Origin of the sequence: Pseudoalteromonas sp. KS88 (assembly GCF_004766475.1) — a bacterium.
In the GTDB taxonomy this organism is placed as follows: domain Bacteria; phylum Pseudomonadota; class Gammaproteobacteria; order Enterobacterales; family Alteromonadaceae; genus Pseudoalteromonas.
In genome coordinates this window covers 133,092-155,750 of sequence record NZ_PYHV01000018.1, presented here as the reverse complement: position 1 = coordinate 155,750, position 22,659 = coordinate 133,092, and the positions used below count along the sequence as shown (strand labels likewise).

The 22,659-nt window shown below is 41.7% G+C and carries 20 protein-coding genes; 11 read left to right on the top strand and 9 right to left on the bottom strand.

Features of this window, described 5'->3' with window-relative positions; genetic code table 11:
• Positions 1-249 precede the first annotated feature (249 nt).
• Entirely contained in the window at positions 250-462 is a 213-nt protein-coding gene (rpmE, locus tag C7Y70_RS11885; protein WP_087532649.1) for a 50S ribosomal protein L31, read from the bottom strand.
• A gap of 232 nt (positions 463-694) precedes the next feature.
• Between rpmE and priA the strand changes: the two genes are divergently transcribed.
• The 5 genes from priA (at position 695) to C7Y70_RS11860 (ending at position 5,863) form a co-directional block, all read left to right on the top strand.
• Positions 695-2,881 (top strand): primosomal protein N', encoded by a 2,187-nt coding sequence (gene priA, locus C7Y70_RS11880; RefSeq protein WP_135475066.1) that lies wholly within the window; start codon positions 695-697, stop codon positions 2,879-2,881.
• Positions 2,882-2,901: 20 nt separating this feature from the next.
• Entirely contained in the window at positions 2,902-3,432 is a 531-nt protein-coding gene (locus C7Y70_RS11875) for an SPOR domain-containing protein (protein ID WP_135475065.1), read from the top strand.
• 80 nt (positions 3,433-3,512) lie between these two features.
• Entirely contained in the window at positions 3,513-4,031 is a 519-nt protein-coding gene (hslV, locus tag C7Y70_RS11870) for an ATP-dependent protease subunit HslV (RefSeq protein ID WP_099295373.1), read from the top strand.
• An 11-nt stretch (positions 4,032-4,042) separates the two neighbouring features.
• Positions 4,043-5,371: an HslU--HslV peptidase ATPase subunit gene (gene hslU / locus C7Y70_RS11865; RefSeq protein ID WP_135475064.1), complete on the top strand. Its 1,329-nt coding sequence runs from the start codon at positions 4,043-4,045 to the stop codon at positions 5,369-5,371.
• A 117-nt stretch (positions 5,372-5,488) separates the two neighbouring features.
• A complete protein-coding gene (locus C7Y70_RS11860) occupies positions 5,489-5,863 on the top strand; it encodes a gamma-butyrobetaine hydroxylase-like domain-containing protein (RefSeq protein ID WP_135475063.1) in 375 nt (124 codons plus the stop codon).
• A gap of 270 nt (positions 5,864-6,133) precedes the next feature.
• On the opposite strand, the gene C7Y70_RS11855 is transcribed toward C7Y70_RS11860, so the two are convergent.
• The 5 genes from C7Y70_RS11855 to C7Y70_RS11835 form a co-directional block, all read right to left on the bottom strand.
• Complete coding sequence (locus C7Y70_RS11855; protein WP_135475062.1) at positions 6,134-6,550, bottom strand: hypothetical protein; 417 nt, start codon at positions 6,548-6,550, stop codon at positions 6,134-6,136.
• Positions 6,551-6,591: 41 nt separating this feature from the next.
• The gene (locus C7Y70_RS11850) at positions 6,592-6,978 is read right to left on the bottom strand and encodes a hypothetical protein (RefSeq protein ID WP_245321495.1); all 387 of its coding nucleotides are present in this window, start codon (positions 6,976-6,978) and stop codon (positions 6,592-6,594) included.
• Positions 6,979-7,197: 219 nt separating this feature from the next.
• Positions 7,198-9,078 (bottom strand): HAMP domain-containing methyl-accepting chemotaxis protein, encoded by a 1,881-nt coding sequence (locus tag C7Y70_RS11845; protein ID WP_135475061.1) that lies wholly within the window; start codon positions 9,076-9,078, stop codon positions 7,198-7,200.
• 117 nt (positions 9,079-9,195) lie between these two features.
• On the bottom strand, positions 9,196-10,224 hold the full coding sequence (locus tag C7Y70_RS11840) for an MJ1255/VC2487 family glycosyltransferase (protein WP_099295378.1): 1,029 nt from the start codon (positions 10,222-10,224) through the stop codon (positions 9,196-9,198).
• Positions 10,221-10,760, bottom strand: coding sequence for a phosphatase PAP2 family protein (locus tag C7Y70_RS11835; RefSeq protein WP_135475060.1), 540 nt, complete (start codon positions 10,758-10,760; stop codon positions 10,221-10,223). The genes C7Y70_RS11840 and C7Y70_RS11835 overlap by 4 nt, the downstream gene beginning before the upstream one ends.
• Before the next feature lie 207 nt (positions 10,761-10,967).
• Here C7Y70_RS11835 and rraA point away from each other — a divergent pair, with 207 nt between their 5' ends.
• Both rraA and C7Y70_RS11825 read left to right on the top strand, forming a co-directional pair.
• Positions 10,968-11,462 carry a ribonuclease E activity regulator RraA gene (gene rraA, locus C7Y70_RS11830; protein WP_135475059.1) on the top strand — a complete coding sequence of 165 codons (495 nt, stop codon included), beginning with the start codon at positions 10,968-10,970 and terminating at the stop codon, positions 11,460-11,462.
• Positions 11,463-11,465: 3 nt separating this feature from the next.
• The gene (locus C7Y70_RS11825) at positions 11,466-12,512 is read left to right on the top strand and encodes a formimidoylglutamase (RefSeq protein WP_135475058.1); all 1,047 of its coding nucleotides are present in this window, start codon (positions 11,466-11,468) and stop codon (positions 12,510-12,512) included.
• Between the two features lie 21 nt (positions 12,513-12,533).
• Here the strand turns inward: C7Y70_RS11825 and C7Y70_RS11820 are convergent, their stop codons facing one another.
• Both C7Y70_RS11820 and hutI read right to left on the bottom strand, forming a co-directional pair.
• The gene (locus C7Y70_RS11820; RefSeq protein ID WP_135475111.1) at positions 12,534-14,192 is read right to left on the bottom strand and encodes a GGDEF domain-containing phosphodiesterase; all 1,659 of its coding nucleotides are present in this window, start codon (positions 14,190-14,192) and stop codon (positions 12,534-12,536) included.
• 130 nt (positions 14,193-14,322) lie between these two features.
• Complete coding sequence (gene hutI / locus C7Y70_RS11815) at positions 14,323-15,567, bottom strand: imidazolonepropionase (protein ID WP_135475057.1); 1,245 nt, start codon at positions 15,565-15,567, stop codon at positions 14,323-14,325.
• Positions 15,568-15,678: 111 nt separating this feature from the next.
• Between hutI and hutC the strand changes: the two genes are divergently transcribed.
• The 3 genes from hutC (at position 15,679) to hutH (ending at position 19,671) form a co-directional block, all read left to right on the top strand.
• The gene (hutC, locus tag C7Y70_RS11810) at positions 15,679-16,386 is read left to right on the top strand and encodes a histidine utilization repressor (protein WP_099295384.1); all 708 of its coding nucleotides are present in this window, start codon (positions 15,679-15,681) and stop codon (positions 16,384-16,386) included.
• Positions 16,387-16,462: 76 nt separating this feature from the next.
• Positions 16,463-18,136 (top strand): urocanate hydratase, encoded by a 1,674-nt coding sequence (gene hutU, locus C7Y70_RS11805; protein ID WP_135475056.1) that lies wholly within the window; start codon positions 16,463-16,465, stop codon positions 18,134-18,136.
• Positions 18,137-18,138: 2 nt separating this feature from the next.
• Positions 18,139-19,671 (top strand): histidine ammonia-lyase, encoded by a 1,533-nt coding sequence (hutH, locus tag C7Y70_RS11800; protein WP_135475055.1) that lies wholly within the window; start codon positions 18,139-18,141, stop codon positions 19,669-19,671.
• Between the two features lie 16 nt (positions 19,672-19,687).
• Here the strand turns inward: hutH and C7Y70_RS11795 are convergent, their stop codons facing one another.
• Positions 19,688-20,458: an NADP-binding protein gene (locus C7Y70_RS11795; protein WP_135475054.1), complete on the bottom strand. Its 771-nt coding sequence runs from the start codon at positions 20,456-20,458 to the stop codon at positions 19,688-19,690.
• A gap of 133 nt (positions 20,459-20,591) precedes the next feature.
• Here C7Y70_RS11795 and C7Y70_RS11790 point away from each other — a divergent pair, with 133 nt between their 5' ends.
• Positions 20,592-22,619 (top strand): methyl-accepting chemotaxis protein, encoded by a 2,028-nt coding sequence (locus C7Y70_RS11790; protein ID WP_099295388.1) that lies wholly within the window; start codon positions 20,592-20,594, stop codon positions 22,617-22,619.
• Positions 22,620-22,659: the final 40 nt, after the last annotated feature.

Here is a 22,659-nt window from a genome sequence, read left to right as displayed (position 1 = left end):
TTAATCAATATAGTGAATAAAAAACAGTTTGTCTGTTGGTCTAAAACTATAATCATTATAAAAAATAGAAATACTTAAAGAACTAAAATAAATACGAGGTGCAGTTGAGGGTGGCAACAAAGCCGTACAGAATGGAATATTTGCCCAATTTAAGCTGCGATTCTTAATAAAGCTTACGTAATACAATGCTCTGTTTTACAGGCACAAAAAAAGCACCCTAAGGTGCTTTTCTCAACACAAAAGCAGAAATTACTTGCTGCTAAGTGAACCGAAACGCTTGTTAAAGCGATCAACACGGCCACCTGTGTCTAGAATCTTTTGCTTACCAGTGTAAAACGGGTGACACGCAGAACATACGTCTAAGTGGATGTCTTTACACAAAGTAGAACTTGTTTCGAATTTATTTCCGCATGAACACGTTGCTGAAATTACTTCGTACTTAGGGTGAATACCTTCTTTCATAGAAACCTCTAGTTAAGGCCGCATCGCTCTCCAAACCCGAAGTCTGGCACCATACGTCGTTTAAATCAAAATAATTGGACGCGTATTCTAAGCAACAACCCCGCTCGCTACAAGCTTTAAATACGTTTTTTGCTAATAAAATGAGCAAAAACTTTAATCGGCTTATTTGCTGATAGGTTTTTTATCGTAACTTTAGTACATTAGCAATCTTGTTGATTGTTGTTGAGTTGCTATGAGTTTTGTTGAAGTTGCTATAAAAGTCCCGCTACAGCGAACTTTTGATTACAGCCTACCGGAACAACTTAATGGTTTATCGGGCACACCGAAGGTCGGTTCGCGGGTTATTGTGCCATTTGGTAATCAAAAAAAAGTCGCTGTCGTCCTAGCACTTAAAAATAATACAGACGTACCAGCCGAAAAAATTAAAGCACTCTTAGAGGTAATTGATGATGAGCCTATTTTGTCTGCTCAACATCTTGATTTATTGCGCTTTACTGCTCGCTATTATTGCTACCCATTAGGCGAAACAATACACATCGCGCTACCTGGCGCATTACGCCAAGGCGAATGTCCTGATAAGAGTAGTATCAACATGGTCGCCTTGACTGAAAAAGGTGCCAAACTTCCCTCTTTAAAGGCAAAAAGCCAACTAGGACTTTTAAAACAATTAGCCGAATCAGGAAAGTCCTCACTCACCGAATTAAAAGCCTTGGGGTTTAATAAAAAAACCATTGATAGTCTGCTCAGCAAAGAGCTGATTAACCAAAGTATTGAACACGATAACCAATGGCAGCAACAAGCACCAAAAATCGGTACCAAACCTGTATTAAACAAAGAGCAAGCTGTTGCCTGCACTTCAATAAACCAAAGCACAGGTTTTAATAGCTTTTTACTTGAAGGTGTCACCGGCAGTGGTAAAACCGAGGTGTACTTACAATGCCTAGAAGAAGTATTAAAACGGGGCGAGCAAGCACTGGTATTAGTACCTGAAATTGGCTTAACACCACAAACCGTAAACCGCTTTCGTCGCCGCTTTGTTGATACCCCAATCATGCTTTGGCATTCAGCCCTAACTGATAACGAACGCTTACAAACGTGGCGCTTTTGCGAAAAAGCCAGCTGCGCTATTGTTATAGGAACTCGTTCAAGTATATTTTTACCCTTTTTGAAACTCGGTATGATCATTGTTGATGAAGAGCATGATAGTTCATTCAAACAACAAGATACCTTGCGCTATCATGCCAGAGACCTAGCAGCATATCGTGCTTTTCAACATAAAATCCCTTTGGTATTAGGCTCGGCTACACCCGCACTAGAAACCCTGCACAAAGCGATTAATGGTAAGTACCAACTGTTAAGCCTAACGCAGCGCGCGCAAACCAGTACAGATAATAAATTTCAGCTGTTAGATATGAAAGGCCAGCCTGATCAAGCCGGTATTGCCCATGCAAGCCTTGCTACAATGCGCCAGCATTTAAATCGTGGTAAGCAAGTAATGGTGTTTTTAAACCGCCGTGGTTTTTCACCTACGCTAATTTGCCATGAATGTGGCTGGCTTAGTGAATGCTCGCGTTGCAGTACCAGCGCGACGTTTCATAAAGCCATAGGGCAAATGATTTGCCATCACTGCGGTGAGCAAGAGCGTGTACCACATCAATGCCCTGACTGCGGCAGCACACAAATATTTCCAAATGGTAAAGGCACTGAGCAAATAGAAGAATTTTTAACGAGCGAATTTGCCGATACCCCCATTAGCCGTATTGACAGAGATTCGACGCGCCGTAAAGGCAGCTTGGAAAAAGCCTTAGATGATATCAATCAAGGTGGCGCCCGGATTTTAGTAGGCACTCAAATGCTGGCTAAAGGTCACCACTTTCCCGATGTTAGCTTAGTGCTTATTTTGGATGTAGACAGCGGCCTTTATTCCTGTGATTTTCGTGCTACTGAGCATTTAGCTCAACTGGTTACACAAGTGGCGGGGCGCGCTGGACGAAGCGGAGAGCCCGGCCATGTTTTATTACAAACGCACTTTCCTGAGCATCCACTATTGCAAGACTTGGTCAACAACGGTTACCAAGACTTTGCCCGCTTTGCTTTGCAAGAGCGTGAAGATGCAGAGCTTCCCCCAATCACTAATATGGCGATTGTAAGGGCGCAAGGGCATAACGTAAAACAGGTGGTGGATTTTTTAACTGATTTAGTTCCAGTGCAAGGTGTAAGTGGTATACAATTGCTGGGTCCAATTCCTGCACCACTTGAAAAGATAGCAGGAAAATACCGTTTTCAATTACATATTCAAGCGCTTGATCGTCAACAATTACATCAATATCTCGCGCAAATGATAGATTATTTAAGCACCAGTAAATTAGCACAGAAAGTGCGCTGGAGTTTAGATGTCGACCCAATCGATATGATTTAAGGTTAGAGCTTTAAACACACATGGCACAACACGATTTTATTAATAAAAAGCCGGGTAACCGCAACAGTAAAAAACAACCAACACCGAAAAAGCCTTTTCCGATTTTATTAGTCCTTGTGACTCTGGTTTTAGTAGGCGGGTTTTGTTTTGGACTTTGGTATGTAAAAACCAATGCCGATCCTAAACTTGTTGAACAACAAGCAAACCCCACTAAAAAGATTGAAAAGGTTGAACCTGCCAAACCGCGACCGCCTGAATTTATTAAAGAAATAAAAGAGCATGAAGTACAAGTTGAAGTAAAAGAGCTTGAACAAAAAGGCCCCTACGTTATGCAGTGCGGATCATTTAGAACCCGTGCTCAAGCCGAAACACTCAAAGCAAAAATAGCCTTTGCAGGACTCATTGCCGAAGTACGTGAAACCACAGGCACCAATGGCATTTGGTATAAAGTACGCTTAGGTCCTTATAAAACAAAGCGTTTAGCCGAAAGCGACAAAAACAAACTTAAGCGCAGCAAAATAATGGGCTGTGGAATTTGGCTTTGGACTTGATTTTAATCCATTAACCCATATTAACTCCTCATCAATCGTTTTTTACGAGTCGCCCCTGTGACTCGATGATGAGGAATAACATGACTACTATTGTAAGTGTACGTCGCGACGATAAAGTCGTCATTGGTGGCGATGGCCAAGTTTCACTTGGTAACACCGTAATGAAGGGCAATGCCCGCAAAGTTCGACGCCTTTATAATGGCAAAGTAATCGCTGGTTTTGCCGGCGGTACTGCTGATGCCTTTACCCTATTCGAACGTTTTGAAAGCAAACTAGAAATGCACCAAGGTAACCTCACCAAGGCTGCCGTTGAAATGGCAAAAGACTGGCGTAGCGATCGTGCCCTTCGTAAACTCGAAGCCTTGCTTGCAGTTGCAGACGAAACAGCTTCTTTAATCATTACAGGTAATGGCGATGTCGTACAGCCTGAAAATGACCTAATCGCTATTGGCAGCGGTGGTAACTTTGCGCAATCAGCCGCAACTGCATTACTTGAAAACACCGACCTAAGCGCCCGTGATATCGTAGAAAAAAGCCTCACTATTGCAGGCGACATTTGCGTATTCACTAATAACTTCCAAACTATCGAAGAATTGTAATAGGAATCGCTATGTCTGCTATGACTCCAAGAGAAATCGTTCATGAACTTGACCAACATATTATTGGTCAAGCTAAAGCCAAAAAAGCCGTCTCTATTGCGCTTCGTAATCGCTGGCGCCGTATGCAATTAAACGACGACTTACGTGCTGAAGTCACCCCGAAAAATATCTTAATGATTGGGCCTACCGGTGTGGGTAAAACTGAAATTGCGCGCCGTTTAGCAAAACTTGCTAACGCGCCATTTATCAAAGTTGAAGCCACTAAATTCACCGAAGTAGGTTATGTCGGTAAAGAAGTTGAAACCATCATTCGTGACTTAGTCGATGTGTCGATTAAAATGACGCGTGAACAGCAAACTAAAAAGTTTAAGCACCGCGCTGAAGAAGCCGCAGAAGAGCGCATTTTAGACGCCCTATTGCCACCAGCGAAAGACTCATACGGTGAAGCTCAGCGTGATGACAACTCATCTACACGCCAAACGTTTCGTAAAAAGCTTCGCGAAGGTCAGCTAGACGACAAAGAAATTGATATTGATGTTGCTCAAGCGCAACCTAATGTTGAGATCATGTCGCCACCGGGCATGGAAGAAATGACCAACCAGCTGCAAAGCATGTTCCAAAACATGTCATCTGATAAAAAAGCGAAACGTAAGCTGAAAATCAAAGAAGCGTTTAAACTATTAGCCGAAGAAGAAGCTGCTAAATTAGTAAACCCTGAAGAGCTTAAAGAACAAGCTATCTTTGCGGTTGAGCAAAACGGTATTGTGTTTATCGATGAGATAGACAAAATCTGTAAGCGTGGTGAATCATCAGGTCCAGACGTAAGCCGTGAAGGCGTACAACGCGACTTACTACCATTGATTGAAGGTTCAACTGTTAACACTAAACATGGCATGGTTAAAACCGATCACATGCTATTTATTGCCTCTGGTGCATTCCAAATGTCAAAACCATCTGACATGATCCCAGAGCTTCAAGGTCGCTTACCAATTCGTGTTGAGTTAGAAGCACTCACAGCTGATGACTTCAAACGCATTCTTACCGAGCCTCATGCATCGCTTACCGAGCAGCAACGCGAACTTCTTAAAACTGAGAAAGTGAATATAGAGTTTGCCGATGATGCTATTGAACGTATTGCAAAAGCAGCGTGGCAGGTAAACGAAAAGACCGAAAATATCGGTGCTCGTCGCTTACATACTGTGATGGAAAAACTAATGGAAGAAATTTCATTTGATGCTTCTGAGCAAGCAGGTTCAAATCTTGTGATTGACGCCGCTTATGTTGAAAAACATTTAGGCGCATTAGTTGAAGATGAAGACCTAAGCCGCTTTATTCTTTAATTTTCAAACTAGGATCTAGGGCCTAGGTTCTAGGTTCTAGATTCTAGGTTCTAGGTTCTAGGTTCTAGGTTCTAGGTTCTAGGTTCTAGGTTCTAGGTTAATCACAAAGGTATAACAATGAAACAAGTGATCAAGGTACACCATCATACCGTTAGCAAAACCCTTGATGTTTATTTTGATGACGACTCAACATGCACTTTCAGCAGTGAGTTTTTACGTGTTCACTCCCCTTCTGCCGAAGTACAAGGCCATGGCAATGAGCCAATGAAGCTAGTACTGGGTAAATCACAGGTTGGCATTAGTAAAATAGAGCCTGTTGGCCACTATGCTATTAAGCTCATTTTCGACGACAACCACAACAGCGGCTTATTCAGTTGGAGCTACTTCTCGCACCTACAAGCTAACCATGATGAGTTATGGCAAACCTATCAACAACGTGTCACAGAGCATCAAGCGAGTAAAGATAGCGTACCAATAAAGTTTGTGCCTTGATTTAGCTGCGAGCTTTAATTAGTTATGCCTTAGGCCGAACGACATAATTCATACTAGCCAGCGAAACTAGTCGAGAAGGTGCGAGCTAAGTAACAAAGAAAACTTACCCCCAGAGCAATTAATAATTACTCCCTGTCATTTTAGGCCGATTCGAAAACACCTGTTTTGCTATTAACTTCTTACACCCTACTTTTTGCAAAAATTTGTAAGTGTGTTATTCATAGATTGGTAAAAACGAGCACGTTTAATTTAATTAAAAGGTGGTGTATTTCAATTTACAAAGTTTGATATCTGCTCTAAACAATTATACTCAGGATTTGATATTGTACTTAACTTACTGACTTTTCTTATTCTCGGCGCACGACTATTTTTATCAGCGGAAATAAAACCTACCACCTTTAAGTCCTTATACAAACAATGTTTTATAAAGCCCTCAGAATACTCACCCAAGAATGGGAATACTAAATATTCGGATGCAACAATGTTTGCTGTAATTTGGTCTTGGTAAAATCCATCACCTACATAAAATGCCGTTAGGCTTATTTTATTCGTTAGCAAACTATCTTTATTTTCAAATAGCTTAATCCAAGTTATGGCTTGAACCTCAAATTGCTCATTTTGCGCATATGCATTCATTACTAAACATGCCAAAAGCATTATAAGAAATATTTTTTTAACTTTAACCATATTTTTGACTCCTGCCGTTAGTGACAGTATTTGCTTGATGACTAACTGATAACTGGCAGCCTAACTTTTTTATACGTTTTATTACACTTTGGGCAAAAGAGGTCTAAATCAAATTTATAATTTACACATTGAAAAAAGAAACCATATATTTTGCTACCAAGTTTTATAAAGGTAAGCAAAAATGCCGTCGCAATCATTAAGCTAAGCTCATACATTCCAGCCTGTTCAAGAGCCCAATCAATGACAAGCTCAACGATTAAAAGTACAACTACTTTTTCGTGTTTTTTAATCGCTGCAAACATGAGAACTGTAAAAGCAATAAAACGAGCAAAACTTTGCGATTCCTCGGCTAAGAAAGCCACAATTCCAATGGGTATAGCTAAACAAATGCTAAGAAAGATAAACCCAATCATGTCTATTTTTGACATCCAAAAATGTACTTTGAAGTCTTTTTTAACCGCACACTGATTACACTTTAGCAATGAGGCTCCAATTAACTGGTTTATCGTCGAGGAATAAAACTGAGAGTAACCTTTAACTTAAAAATAGAAAAGAGTACAAACAAAAAAGCCATAAGTTTCAAGCAACTCAGGGCTGCTTAAAACTTATGGCTTATAACTTTAAAGCTGACGGCTGACGGCTGACGGCTAAACCTTAAACTTATCTATCGCTTGATGCAGTACTTTCGCTTGCTCTGATACTTCTTCACTGGTTTGTGCGTTCGTTGTGGCATGAGTCGACGCATCTTCTGCAATATCACGAATACGTACTACATTTTTATTCACTTCTGACGCCACTTGGCTTTGCTCGTCAATGGCTGCTGCAATATGGGTACTCATATCCATAATTGTTTGTACATCTTCGGTAATTGAGCCCAGTAATTCACCCGCTCTAGTGGCTTGTTCAGCGCTCTCACCACCTTGTGTACGGCAGCGTTGCATTATGCTTACCACTTCTTGCGTACGACCTTGTAGCGTTGAAATAATACTTTCAATTTCTTTCGTGGATTCTTGCGTACGTTGGGCAAGTGAACGCACTTCATCTGCAACCACCGCAAAGCCTCGACCTTGTTCGCCTGCGCGAGCTGCCTCTATGGCTGCGTTAAGGGCAAGTAAGTTTGTCTGCTCGGCAATACCACGTATTACGTCAAGAACCGACCCAATGGTTTCACCGTCTTTTTCTAGCTGAGATACAACTGCAGACGCATCACCTAATGAATTAGATAACTGGTTAATATGATTAACTGTTGATTCTACTTCTGAACGACCTTTCTGCGCATTCAGATTGGTTGATTCAGCTTTTTTAGCTGCGGCTTCTGTGTTGTGTGAAATATCTTGAATCGTTGCCTGCATCTCTGTTGCAGCCGTTGCTACCATATCAGCTTCATGCAGTTGCTCTTGCATACCAGAACTAGTTGCAGCGGTTGTTTCTGATAAGTTGCCTGTGGCAATATTCAGTGTGGTCAACGCCGTATTTACTTCATAAATTAGCTTTTTAAAATCACCAATTAAGCTATTAAAGTCTACGGTCATTGTAGTTATTTCGTCTTTACCTGTTTCTTCAATAAATAAGCTTAGGTCGTTGTTACGCCTGATATCATTTATTGTGTGATACACGCGCTCAATAGGCTGGATAATTGAACGGCTAGTAAAGTACACCAATAGCATAACAATTAGCCCTGCAATACTAAAAATAGCAATTGCCAACATTTGCACTCTATCGGCGGTATCAGTAACTTGTTGCTTTGTTGCACTGGTTATTCTAGATACAACTTCGTCGCTTTTCTTTACACTTACTCTCATTTTACCGAGCGCGCCAGAGTCAAGATCTAGACCGAGTGACTTTTGTGCATCCACCAATGCTGTAAATTTGCTTTCATAACTACTTAACAACGATACTAATTCATTACGAGTACTACTATTAATACTTGAGCTTTTAATTTGCTGCTCAAGGTCATTCGCTATACCTTCAAAGCGCGATAAATACTTTATATCCAAACGCAGCATAAAGTCTTTTTCAGCGCGGCGAAGTTGTAACATTAAGGTAAGTAATTGATAGTTATCTTGCTCATTTAACAGAGTTTCTATCTGGTGTACTGCACTTCGTAGCTCACCATACAGCGCATCTTTTGGGTGCAAACCAATTGCTCTTTGAAATTCAACTACGACCTGAAAATCATCGTAGTATTTTTGAGCTAGCACTCCAAATTGATTCACATCCGCAGTCGCTATCCCTAACTCGTTTGATAATACCTTTAGTTTGTCTAGCTTAACTTGAAGCTGCTGATACTCTTTATCAAACAACGCTAATTTAGATTCATCTTTATAAAATAAGAAGTCTTTTTCGTATTTGCGCATTGATAATTCATGAATATCTAGCTCCTCCGCATACTGAATAGTTTCATTTAATTTCAGCATGACTCTTGCTTCATAAATGATGATAAATAACATAACTATCATTGCTAAACCAACAACGAGCGCATTAATTTGTAGCCGACGCTTTATCGTCAAGTTTTGGAGAATTGTCATCTACTGCAGCCTTTTAGTTAGGGTCACTAGATTTTCTAGTAAAGTGTTTAACCTATAGTGTAGATTATCCCACGAATTTATCACTATTCACTACAAAAAAATGTGTCCGATTACAATTTAGCACACTGATTTCCATAAGCTTTGATGTAGTTTTTCTGTATTTTCCCATTGTTTATCTACCAACCAATTAACTAATGGCTTAGGGTCACTGGGAAAGTTAATCCGCTTATGCGCTTTGCTCACAATCCACTCATCTAACGCACAGGGGTTTAAGTAACGCATAACATGCGCAGCATTCATTGCTAATAATGTATGTGCATTTGCATCTTGCTCAAATTGCCCAGCTAACGGTTTTAGCAACAATTTTTTACCCAATTTAAGGGCTTCACTTGATAGCTCAAACCCAGCATTTGCAATAACTCCGCTGGTGTTAGCTAAATCATTTAAAAAGCCACTGCGTGATGGCTTACGCAAATGTATATGCCCTTGAGAACTATTTTGTGCGCTGGGGTGGTAGCAATAAAATTCTTTATCAGGAAAGTCTTTTAAGTAGTCTATAACGCTTGCAAGCTCTTCAAAGGGTAAATAGACCAACACCTTATTATCTATACTCACTGGGTTATTATGCCAATGACTGGCAATAAAAGGAGGTATAATATTATCTGCAAACGGCTGCCAATGGACGCCTAAATATATATTTGCAGGTGCATAATAACGAATTAAAGACCGATGCAGCAAAGCATTACCAGTCATAGGTACCTTAGGTGATAAAAAAGCTGCTTGGTGGCTCATGCCAATAACAGGCACGCCTTGTCGCTTGGCAGCCCAAGCTGAAACAGGTTCAAAGTCATTAAAAACAAAATCATAACCAGATACATCGAGCTGCTTTATGTCATGCACCAGCTTACATAATTTGGCATTTTTTACTGTGTCATAGCTTTTAATTTTGCCGTTTTGTGTCGAAAAAGATAAACCATGAAAGCGCCGGTAATCTGAAAACTCTTCCATGTCAAAATAGTCTTGTTCTGCGCGACCTGAAAAAACATAATCAACGTCAATTCCCATTTCAGAAAATGCATTCGCCATCACGCGCGCGCGGGTGATATGCCCATTACCAGTCCCTTGAATGCCATACAGTATTCTCATAGGTAACCCACCAACAAAATAGCCGTTAAACCACAACTTGCTCCCATTAAGGCCCCAAGCACAACATCAGCAGGAAAATGGACACCCAAAACAACGCGAGAAGCAGCAACACCACTTGCCCAAGCGAACCATAAACCAATTAAGTCAGGAAAATAATGCGTAAGTATAATGGCAACTAAAAATGCACCTGCGCTATGACCAGAGGGCAAACTAAATTTATCACTTGGAATTATATAAGCACCTTTGACTAAACAATCACAAGGGCGAATTCGCGCAAAACTTTTTTTCGCTACAAAGTAAATAGGCCTTTCAATCACAAAGCCCAGCAACAAAGTAATCGACAACATTTGTAGCTGCTGCGCCTGCCCAAACCAACCACATGCCAGAGCTAACACTACATATAAGCCTCCATCGCCACTTTTTGATAACCCCAAAGCAGAGTTTTTTAGCCATGTTGGTGAGTTACCATTAAATAGCTTTAGAAATAAGTGTTCATCCAACTGTGCCATTTTTTTAAATATGTTGTACTGACTCATGGTGTGACCCTTTTTTATACAATATTTTTAGCATAGGCGCTCAAAATAACAATTGGGTGACGCTTTTAAGACACTAATATTGCTTTTCCTGATTTAGCACAATTGCTGCTTAAAAATAGGCCAATTAACTACCATTAAGTCGTTGTTATTGCATTTAAGAGAGGTATACTGAGAACTCGCTCTTATATCTTTTAGAAGGATAGAAAAATGGATTACAGCACCTCTGATTTATGTGACCACTTCGCCGATGTGGTTGATGTGCTCGAACCTATGTTTATCAATTTTGGTGGACGTCACAGTTTTTGCGGCCGAATCAAAACCGTTAAATGTTTTGAAAATAATGAATTGATCAGGGAAATCCTGAGCGAAGACGGTGATGATTGCGTTTTACTTATTGATGGCGGTGGCTCAACACGCCGCGCACTAATTGATATTGAATTAGCGGAATTGGCTGTTCAGAACAACTGGCAAGGTATTATTGTTTATGGCGCAGTTCGCCATGTTGACGAACTTGAAGAAATTGATTTAGGTATTCAAGCCATTGCGTCAATTCCTGTAGCAGCTGATAGCCAGGGAGCTGGAGAAGACGGCATTGGTGTTAATTTTGCTGGCGTTTCATTCTTTGATGATGATTTTGTCTATGCCGATAGCACAGGTATTGTATTATCTGCAGAAGAGCTTGAGCTGGAAGTCGTAGAATAATAAATGACTGACTATTTACATATCTACGACGAAGCGACTGTTAAACCTTGGTGTAGCAGTCGCTTGAATGAAAAAAAAGCCTGGCAATCTATTGCTCTTTTAGACACCCAAGTTAATCCTTTACAAGCACTGCAAGATGCCGCCCAATTTGGTATTAAATATGTACTTGTGGGTGTTTGCGAAGATATAGGCCCACGTGCAAATTTAGGTAATGAGGGAGCAACTGATGCCTGGCATGCATTCATAAAACGTTTTCTAAATCAGCCTGACAATCAATTTTTAGCCAACGAAAAAGTCTTATTACTTGGCGAAGTAGCAGTTGAAGACCTTTGCAAAGCTGCTGCGCATTTAGACAACAAAATACCTGAGCAACTAGGTCAATTGCGCGACTACTGCGAACAAATAGACAGTCGTGTAGAGCATGTTTTAAGCTTAATATTTAATGCAGGCCTTGAGCCTATTATTATTGGTGGCGGCCATAATAACTGTTTAGGAATTATTCGCGCTTTAAGTAAGCATAAAAATAAGCCTATTAACGCAATTAATTTTGACCCCCACGCCGACTTTCGTGACTGTGAAGGGCGCCATTCAGGTAATGGATTTCGCTATGCGTATAATGAAAAACACCTGCACAATTACCATGTTATCGGCTTGCATGAACTAAAGAATAACCAAGCGATTCTGGATGCACTAGCCGAGGCAAACTTTCATTATGATAGTTATCAATCCTTACAAGTTAGACGCGAAAAGTCGTTAGCAGAAGCCTGCCAACAGGCACTTGATACGCTTTGCGATCACCCGCTTGGCATTGAAGTGGATTTGGACAGTATTTCACTTATGCCAGTTAGTGCTTATACCAACTGCGGTTTTAGTGTGAGTGATGCTGAACATTTTGTACATCTAGGGGCAAGTAGGCCTAATAGCTGTTACTTGCATTTATGTGAAGCAGCCCCAAACCAGCACCCTAGCGGTTTAAAAGCAGGTTTAAATGACGCAGCTCAAATAATAACGGCGCTGGTTAACGCCTACTTACAAGCAAAAGAGAGTTAATCTCTTTTGCTTGAGCACTTTTTATGAATGCTCTATTTGCCATTGTTTCAACCACGTGATCATACCGACACTGCTTAATGGGTGGCTGAAATAATAACCCTGAGCCGCAAATACGTTAAGACTATTGGCAAAGTTTAATTGCTCTTGTGTTTCAACGCCCTCACAGATAACTTTACTATTTTGTTGATTGTGCATTTCAACCATACCGCTTACTAAGCTTCGTATGTGCCCTTGTTGACTAAAGTCTGCCGTTAACGAAGGCGCCACTTTTACATATTCTACAGCCAAATTTGGCAGTTTAGCTAGCCATACAGGGCTATCGCCAAGGCCATCTACGCACATTTTTACACCTTGACTACTTAACCGTGCAACCATTGCCTTACCTTGTGCATCTAAGTTTAAAAACACCTCTAGTGGGCATTCTATAATTAAGTCTCCAGGCAATAGTTTATGTTCATTAAAGACCTGATCAATAAAGGATATAAACTCTTCATTTAGCATTTCAGAGCCAAATACATTAATGCTCAATGGCATTTTTATCCCTTCCATGCGCAGCGCCATTATGAGCTCAGCCGCCCTTTCAATAACAAACTCAGCTAACGGGTAAGCTAATCCCGCAATGCGAATATCATCAATAAACCGATTGGCTGACAAAATACCTTGCTTGGGATGCTGCCAACGTAGTAGTAATTCTAAAAATTCAATATTCTCATCTGCGCTACGTATAATAGGTTGAAAATAAAGCTCCAATTCACTTGAAAAATCAATACTAGCCAGTTCTTTAAGTCGCGCTTGTTGCTCTAATCGCTCTACCATCATGTGCTGTTGATACGCGACTATTTGCTTATTTGGCTGGCTATCGAGTGCTAAGTAAGCATGCGATATTAAACTATCAAAGCTGACTTCATCCGTGTCGCACTTTACAAAACTGGCCCGCGCCTTAACTTCAATCGTACAGTTAGCCACATTAAAAGGCTTGAGTGTTGCGCCGAGTATTCGGTCGATTAATTGCTCATGCAGATGATTTTGGTTATCTAAGCTGCAAATAAATGCAAAGTTTAAACCGCCTAGGTGCGCTAGCTTTTCAGAGCTACCTAGACTGACAACTTCATCGAGCATTAAAAGCTCTTTAATTCTATTTGCCGATTGCGCCAGCAGTAAATCACCAAAATCCCGCCCAATATGCTGATTAACCTCTGCAAATCCTTCTAATCGAATAATGACAAGTGCGCCCATGTGAGGGGCCTCTTCTCGCCAATGATAAAAGTAAGCTTGTAATTGCGCACGATTAGGAAAGCTAGCGAGGGGTGATAGTGTTAGCGCATGTTCATTTACTACGGCATTTGGCTCAATGTCATCCGCAGGCTCTTCATCAATAAAATACCCTGAGCTGGCAAGGATTAATGTTGCAACAACGAGCCAATGTATTGGCAAGGCAACTAACCCATTAGCAGCGTACAAGATCAAAAAACAAAGTGCGGCGGCAAAACTAATACTGAGCATAGTCCAGTTATTTTGCTTTGATACGAGCCATACATGGGTAACGGTCGCTAACACTAAGAGTAATTCTATGTAGGGAGGATGGAAGCTTAATAATGCTAGCGCAATAAAAGCATTAATAATATAACTTAGTCGCAGAGTGGCTTGTTTAGCAACGCATAAAGCACACACCATCGACATAAGAACAGCCCCGCTTAAAAAAACGGGTACTTGTGTATTTGTAAATAAAGCACTCCCTGCTACCGATTCAAATCCAGTATTTGTAAATAGTACGAGTAAAGACATTAAGTAAATACAACATAGGGTAGGTCTAATTAAGTCTACCTAATATCCACAGATTTAACAGTTTATTTACGCCCAATTGATAACTTAATTGTGCTGGGTGAGATATTTGCCAATGAGCAATGTCGGCTCGCATACCCACTTTAAGTATTCCACGGTCTTTTAAACCCAGTGCTGTAGCCGCATTGCGAGTGACTCCCGCCAAGGTTTGCGCCGGTGTTAAGCGAAACAATGTACACCCCATATTCATCATTAATTGCAAAGAACACAATGGCGATGTTCCCGGGTTAAAGTCTGTTGATAATGCAATTGGCACATTGTGCTGTTGCAATAAAGCAATGGGGGGTTGTTTTGTTTCACGTAAAAAATAGAACGCTCCAGGTAAAAGTACAGCCACAGTGCCAGCTGCTGCCATTGCTTTTACTCCCGCTTCGTCTAAATATTCGATATGATCCGCTGATAAGCCTTTAAATTCTGCCACCAGCTCAGCACCTTGTTGGTTTGATAGTTGTTCCGCATGACATTTTACAGGTAGGTTGTGTTTGCTCGCGGCTTCAAATACACGACGAGTCTGATCATTGCTAAAGCCCACGTTTTCACAAAATACATCGACTGCATCAGCTAAATTTGCTGCAACAACTTGTTCCAACATCTCGTTGCAAACAAGCTCTATGTATTCATCACTTTTACCTTTATATTCGAGCGGTAATGCATGCGCGCCAAGAAATGTTGTTTTGATATCAACTGGGTGGTTTTCGCCAAGTAACCGAGCAACTTCAAGGATTTTTACTTCATTCTCGCAATCAAGTCCGTAACCAGATTTAATTTCAACGGTTGTCACACCCTCTGCGTAAAGTGCATTTAATCTGTCTTTTGCCAGCACGAATAACGCTTCGTGGTCAGCCTCACGAGTCGCTTTTACGGTACTCGCAATCCCGCCACCTTGAGCTGCGATTTGCTCGTAGCTCACACCTTGTAATCGTTGCTCGAATTCTTCTGCCCGCGAGCCTGCAAATACCAAGTGTGTATGACAATCTATTAATCCTGGTGTAAGCCATTGGCCTTTGGCCGATATCGTCGGTGTTGCAAAAGCATCAAACGTGGGTAAGTCAGTTTGCTTTCCAAGCCAAGCGATATGACCATCTTTAATCGCTAAGGCGGCATTTTCAATTGCACCATAAGTATCATCAATGTCGCCATCCATCGTAGCAACATTGGCGTCTGTGATTAATAAATCCCATTCATGAGATGACGTATCTGCAATTGAATTCATGTGAGCACCCTTAATAATGTTTTTTATAGTTTAACAAGCCATCTTGTATATACAAGGTAATTGTGTCATCTTATATTTAACAAGCAATTCACAAGTAGTGTTTTTAAACTAATGACGACGCCAAAATTCGCACAAATAAAGCAATTCATTGTTGATAATATTCGCTCTGGCGCATGGCTTGAAAACCAACGCGTGCCGTCTGAAAATGAGTTAGCAGAGCAGTTCAGTGTTAGCAGAATGACTGCACGACGTGCTTTAAGTGAATTGACTGAGGCAGGTATTCTCACCCGAAGCCAAGGGCTTGGAACCTTTGTTGCCAGCTTTAAGTCGCAATCGTCATTGCTTGAAATTAAAAATATTGCTGACGAAGTGAAGGCACGTAATGGTAATTATAGCTGTACCGTGTTGGTACTTGAGTCTATCAACGCGCTAGCACCTATTGCAATTGCACTGGGTGTTGAAGCCGATAGCGTTGTTTATCGCAGTGTATTAGTGCACAACGAGAACGATCAACCGTTACAAGTTGAAGAACGTTTTGTAAACCCTTCACTGGCAAGCAGCTATTTACAACAAGATTTTACTCACTTGACGCCACACGAATACCTATCAAGTGTTGCACCACTGACTGAGGCACGTCATACCGTTGAGGCCATTATGCCTACCAGTGAAATGTGTCAGTGGTTAAATTTATATCATGAAGAGCCTTGCTTACAGGTTATACGCCGTACTTGGTCATCGCATGGCATAGTTAGCTTTGCTCGTCTCGTATCTCCAGGCAGTAAATACCGTCTTGGTGGGCACTTAACATTTAAAAAATAATCTAAATATCAATGAAATGCGCTTAACTGCGTATTTTTTGAAATCAAATAGCTTGTATATACAACAGGAGCATATTATGAATAATAGACTTGACGAATCGCGTATTATCCGCGCCCCGCATGGTGATAAAATCAGTGCTAAAAGCTGGCTCACCGAAGCGGCTAAACGTATGCTAATGAACAACCTCGATCCTGAGGTTGCTGAACACCCTCATGCACTTGTTGTATATGGTGGTATTGGCCGTGCTGCGCGCGATTGGCCATGCTTTGATAAGATCATCGAAACATTAGACCGACTTGAGGACGACGAAACCCTGTTAGTGCAATCAGGTAAACCTGTTGGCGTGTTTAAAACACACAGCAACGCACCTCGTGTATTAATTGCCAACTCTAACCTTGTGCCCCACTGGGCAAATTGGGATCACTTTAATGAGCTCGATAAACTTGGCCTGATGATGTACGGACAAATGACAGCGGGCTCTTGGATTTACATCGGTTCGCAAGGCATAGTGCAAGGCACGTATGAGACCTTTGTCGCGATGGCTAAACAACACTTTAACGGTGAAGCAAAAGGCAAATGGGTATTAACTGGCGGTTTAGGCGGAATGGGTGGCGCACAACCTCTTGCTGCAACTATGGCGGGCTTTAGTGCGCTAGTGGTTGAATGTGATGAAAGCCGCATCGACTTTAGAATTAACACCCGCTATGTTGATGTAAAAGCCACTGACCTAGATCACGCATTAACCCTTATTAATGAAGCCTGTGCAAAAGGCGAAGCCTTATCTGTGGGCTTACTTGGCAATGCTGCAGATGTATTTAGTGAACTTGTTAAACGCAATATCACCCCGGATGTTGTTACAGATCAAACGTCAGCTCACGATCCTCTTAATGGTTATTTACCGCAAGATTGGAGCATGGAACACGCCGCAGCAATGCGCGAACAAAACCCACAAGCTGTTGTAAAAGCTGCGAAGCAGTCAATGGCTGTGCAAGTTAAAGCGATGCTGGCATTACAAAAAGCCGGCGCTGCAACAACTGACTATGGTAATAACATTCGTCAAATGGCATTAGAAGAAGGGGTAGCGAATGCCTTTGACTTCCCAGGTTTTGTACCTGCTTACATTCGCCCATTATTCTGTGAAGGTATTGGCCCGTTCCGTTGGGTTGCACTTTCTGGTGATCCAGAAGACATATATAAAACAGATGCTAAAGTTAAAGAGCTTATCCCTGATGACAAACACTTACATAACTGGCTTGATATGGCCCGTGAGCGTATTCAATTTCAAGGGTTACCAGCACGAATTTGCTGGGTTGGCTTAAAAGACCGCGCTCGCTTAGCGCTTGCGTTTAATGAAATGGTGAAAAATGGTGAGCTTAAAGCGCCAGTGGTTATTGGTCGTGATCATTTAGATTCAGGTTCAGTTGCTAGCCCTAACCGTGAAACGGAAGCGATGAAAGATGGCTCTGATGCTGTATCCGATTGGCCATTACTAAACGCACTTCTGAACACAGCTGGTGGTGCTACTTGGGTATCACTGCATCATGGTGGTGGCGTAGGTATGGGCTTTAGCCAACACTCAGGCGTTGTTATTGTTGCAGACGGCACAGACGAAGCCGCCGCACGTGTAGGCCGCGTTTTATGGAACGACCCTGCCACAGGCGTGATGCGCCATGCGGATGCAGGTTACGACATTGCAATTAATTGTGCCAACGAGCAAGGTTTAGACTTGCCAATGCTTAATAAGGAATAATCATGTTTGAATACACTCTCACACCCGGCCAGCTTGATTTAGCGACATTGCGTAAAATAAACCAATCGCCCGTTGCACTAACATTGGCTGCTGACAGCGAGATAAAAATTGCTGCCAGCGCGCAAACAGTACAAGATGTGATTGATGAAAACCGAACTGTATACGGTATTAACACCGGGTTTGGTTTATTAGCTAACACCAAAATAGCTGAACATGAGCTTGAGTTATTACAGCGCTCAATTGTACTGTCTCATGCCGCTGGTATTGGTGAGTATATGGATGACAGCACGGTACGTTTAATGATGGTTTTAAAAATCAATTCGTTATCACGTGGCTTTTCAGGTATTCGCTTAAAAGTGATTGAGTTTTTTATGCAATTACTTGCTGCAGAAGTCTACCCTTGCGTGCCTAAAAAAGGCTCTGTGGGTGCATCGGGTGATTTAGCTCCATTATCACATATGTGCTTACCTTTATTAGGTGAAGGCGAAATGCGCCACCAAGGCAAACTTATAAAAGCCACTGAAGGACTTGAAATTGCAGGGTTAGCACCACTTACTCTAGCAGCAAAAGAAGGCCTAGCATTATTAAACGGCACACAAGCATCTACCGCTTTTGCTTTACAAGGTTTATTCCGTACTGAGAATCTGTATGCACAAAGTTGCGCCATTGGTTCTATGAGTATCGAAGCCGCTATGGGTAGTCGCTCTCCTTTTGATGCACGTATTCATGAAGTGCGCGGTCAACGTGGACAAATTGATTCTGCGGCTATTTTTCGTAACATGTTGGACGAACATTCTGAAATTAGTGAAGCGCACATTGATTGTGAAAAAGTACAAGACCCTTACTGCTTACGCTGCCAACCTCAAGTTTTAGGCGCTTGTTTAACACAAATTCGCCAAGCCGCTGAAGTATTATTGTGTGAATCAAATGGTGTGACTGATAACCCGCTCGTATTTGCTGATGTAGGCGATATTATTTCTGGTGGTAACTTCCATGCAGAGCCCGTTGCAATGGCAGCAGATAACTTAGCCTTAGCTATTGCTGAAATTGGCGCACTCGCTGAACGTCGTATTGCCTTATTGATCGATTCAAACCTATCGAAACTGCCCCCGTTTTTAGTTGAAAATGGCGGCGTTAACTCAGGCTTTATGATTGCCCAAGTTACGGCAGCTGCACTCGCGTCAGAAAACAAATCACTCGCGCACCCGGCATCGGTAGATAGCTTACCGACCTCTGCAAACCAAGAAGATCATGTATCAATGGCGACGTTTGCTGCTCGCCGGTTGGGTGAAATGGCAGACAATACACAAGGCGTACTCGCTGTTGAGTGGTTGGCTTCTGCGCAGGGCTTGGATTTTAGAGCGCCACTTAAAGCATCTGCTAAAGTAGAGCAAGTAAAAGCAACCTTACGCGAAAAAGTGAGCTACTACGATAAGGACCGTTACTTTGGTCCAGATATCGAAGCGGCAAACACTTTGCTAGCGCAAGGCGAGCTTTGTAGCTTATTGCCTAAAAATGTACTGACATCATTCTAAATAATAAACACAGGGTTTAAATATCGTATTGATACGTAAACCCAAGTGACTCTATAGCCGAGCCATCAATAATTCGCTCGGCTTTTTCATGACTTGAAAACGTAGGAGGTTGTGTCCCATTTTGCGTACATTTTTGTTGGTAGTAATCAACCTTGCTTGGATGCGATGGGTTAACCACATTATAAATTGGGTCGGCCTCCTGCCAATGTTCAAACACTGAAACAATCGCGTTAATCACATCCTGCTGGTGCACCATGTTTACCACTTGCTGACTAGAACTATTCAGCTCCTTGCCTGCTACGAACTGGCCGGGGTCACGGTTTGGGCCAACTAGGCCAGCTAAACGTAAAACTTTACCACCGGTATTTAACACACTTTGCTCAGCATCGATTAGCTTTTGCTGGCGCTCACTTGAGCCAGTAATAGCACTACTCTCATCGTATACTCGGGCTTCTTGATTATAAATACCTGTGGATGAACACAAGACAAATCCTCGCATATTCATGTTTTTTGCAAGCGATAAGCACTGTGTAAGTGTTGCTTGATAGTCGCTGTCTTTTTTTCGACTACGTGGGGGAATGGCACAAACCCACCACGCATTTTCTAAATCGAGTTGATGATGAAGGTGATTCTCTTTAAATTCCAACTGACGTAAAAAATCATGATCATGGTCAGTACTTCTATGTGTTCCTTGCACTAACCAATCATGCTCAAGCCTATCGAAACATAAAGCTTGACCTAACCAACCGGCGCCTAATACAACTAATCGCTGTTTATTTTCACCCATAAAATAACTAAATCCTTACATTTTTGTAATATTCGACATATTTGTCTTACCTCAGAATATGGCGAATAAGACAAAGATATGATTAGATACATACTTACTGCTTACTTTACTAAATAATAAGAATGTGTGCATCATGCTTAAAAACCTATCACTGCAAAAGAAAATATTATTCCTAATTGGGGGCACAATTAGTGTATTACTGCTTATTGCTTCAGCCTATTTTGTTAATCATATCGCCTCACTCTCTCGACAAGGCATTGAACGTGAAGCTCATAGCTACTTGCAAAGTGAACAACTATCCATGCAAGGCTACTTTGCTAAGTACGGTAAACTAGTCAGTACGTTTATTAATAATCCACATCTCGTTAATTGGTTTGATGCGTGGGATAAACGCGATCAACCTCTTGATAACGCGCCTGGTTATGATGAAGTTGACCAAGATTTTGTGCGGATCAGCAGCAGTGACGAGAACGTTTTGTCAGCATTTTTTGCTTCTGCGAAAACCGGTGAATACTTCAAAGAACACGAACGCACTACGCACTACAATGGTCAACCATACTATGCATATAAGCGTGGATGGTGGCAAGATGCACTCAAACTCAATCGACTTTATGTTGGCCCAATATCTGTTGATTTAACTACAGGTAATGCGTCTGCGGTGGTTCAACAACCTGTATATAACCAGCAAAACGAATTAGTTGGTTTTGGTGGTGTTGATTTGCAGCTTAATAAAATCAATAAAATGGTTGAAGATATTCGCTTTAATGGGCAAGGCTATGGCTTTTTACTCGATGGCGATCAAAAAGTAGTGCACCTTTCAAACCGCACTAACCATAAATTATCTGTGACCGACGAAGGCCCTAATGGTAAAGAAGGCTTAGAACAATTAGAAAAGCAATTCAGTAATACCAGCGGCTTTAGCGAGCTTAACCTTGCAATGAAAAACAACACACGTGGAGATGCGAGCGTTACCCTGCAAGGACAAGAATACTTTGTTGTTTACGACCGCCTACAATTAGAAGAACCTTACCTAAACTGGTACGTTGGTATTTTAGTGCCGCGCTCAATGATTGATGAACCCGTTAATCAAGCCGTCACCACCACAACCACCTCTGTGATAATTATTCTTATAATTATTATCGCCATGATCGTTTGGGCCACCCATATGATCTCAAAACCAATTAAAACACTCACTAACATCATGCGTGATATCGCCTCAGGAGATGGTGATTTAACCCAAAAAATCACTATTGATAGTAAAGATGAAGTGGGCCAATTAGCTCTTCACATGAATACTTTCATCGATAAGCTTCGCGCCATGATGTTAGATACTGCCGCACAGGCTGAACAATTGACGAATGCGGCTGCTCAGTTAAAGTCAGTTTCTACAAAAACTAACGACGAAATCCAGCAAGAAAAGCAACAAGTTGATAGTGTCAGTGCTGCGGTTACAGAAATGGCTACCACCGTGATGGAAATTTCGCGTAATGCTCAGCACACCAATAGTGCCGCAGAAGAAGTACAACATATTACCGCTGACGGCGCCTCTCGCTCGCAAAACGCCCAAAGTGTGATGACTGCATTAGCTGATCACATTGGTGAGGCATCAAAAGTGGTTGCAGGATTAGAGCAAGAAAGTGGCAATATAGGTGCCGTTGTAGACGTTATTAACTCGATTGCAGAACAAACCAACTTGCTGGCACTGAACGCCGCAATAGAGGCCGCGCGTGCTGGTGAACAAGGTCGTGGCTTTGCGGTTGTTGCAGATGAGGTTCGCTCGCTCGCCAGCCGTACTCAAGAGTCAACAGATGATATTCGCAATATGATCACGCGCCTGCAACAAATTGCTCAGCAAGCATCCACCATGATGCAACAAGGCCAAGAGCGCGCTCAAGGCTCTGTTGAGCAAACGCAAGAAGTACTTGATGCTCTGAAAAACATTGCAGACTCTGTGACCAAAGTACAAGATCAAAGTCATCAAATAGCAACTTCTACTGAGCAGCAAACAGTAGTCGCTGAAGATATTAATAGTAGCTTATCGGCTATTAATAATTTAGTGAACAGTACCGCAGATCACGCTTTGGAGCTTGCCGACGAAGCACGTGATCTCAATGACCTTGCCAGCTCTCTCAATAATACGGTCAATCAGTTTAAACTTTAAAACTGATTTAGACATACAAAAAAGAGTGCCTGGTGCACTC